This is a genomic window from Aeromonas sp. sif2416, assembly GCF_019218665.1.
GTDB classification, from domain to species: domain Bacteria; phylum Pseudomonadota; class Gammaproteobacteria; order Enterobacterales; family Aeromonadaceae; genus Aeromonas; species Aeromonas encheleia.
Genome location: NZ_JAHUXC010000030.1, coordinates 1 through 579, shown reverse-complemented (window position 1 = coordinate 579; position 579 = coordinate 1). Strand labels below are relative to the sequence as shown.

At 63.7% G+C, this 579-nt stretch carries 1 protein-coding gene; it reads left to right on the top strand.

The window, feature by feature from the left end:
• On the top strand, nt 1–579 hold a 579-nt coding region (locus KW821_RS21380; RefSeq protein WP_218292852.1), incomplete at both ends, for a VCBS domain-containing protein.

Here is a 579-nt window from a genome sequence, read left to right as displayed (position 1 = left end):
CCAATGCCCTGGGCAGCCTGACCATCGATGCGGCTGGCAAGTGGGACTATCAGGTCGCCAACGACAAGGTGCAGTACCTGGGCGCGGGCGAGACCAAGGTCGAGACCTTCACCGTACAGAGCCTGGACGGCACCAGCCACACCGTGACCATCACCATCACCGGCGTCAATGACGGTGCGGTGATTGTGGGTGATGACAGCGGTGCGGTGACCGAAGATCTGAACGTGGTCAGCGGTAACCTGACCGAGACCGGCAGCCTGACCCTGACCGACGTGGACGGGGCCGACGAGGCTGAGTTCAAGCCGGGCCTGGGCGCGCCGAGTGCCAATGCCCTGGGCAGCCTGACCATCGATGCGGCTGGCAAGTGGGACTATCAGGTCGCCAACGACAAGGTGCAGTACCTAGGCGCGGGCGAGACCAAGGTCGAGACCTTCACCGTACAGAGCCTGGACGGCACCAGCCACACCGTGACCATCACCATCACCGGCGTCAATGACGGTGCGGTGATTGTGGGTGATGGCAGCGGTGCGGTGACCGAAGACCTGAACGTGGTCAGCGGTAACCTGACCGAGACCGGTA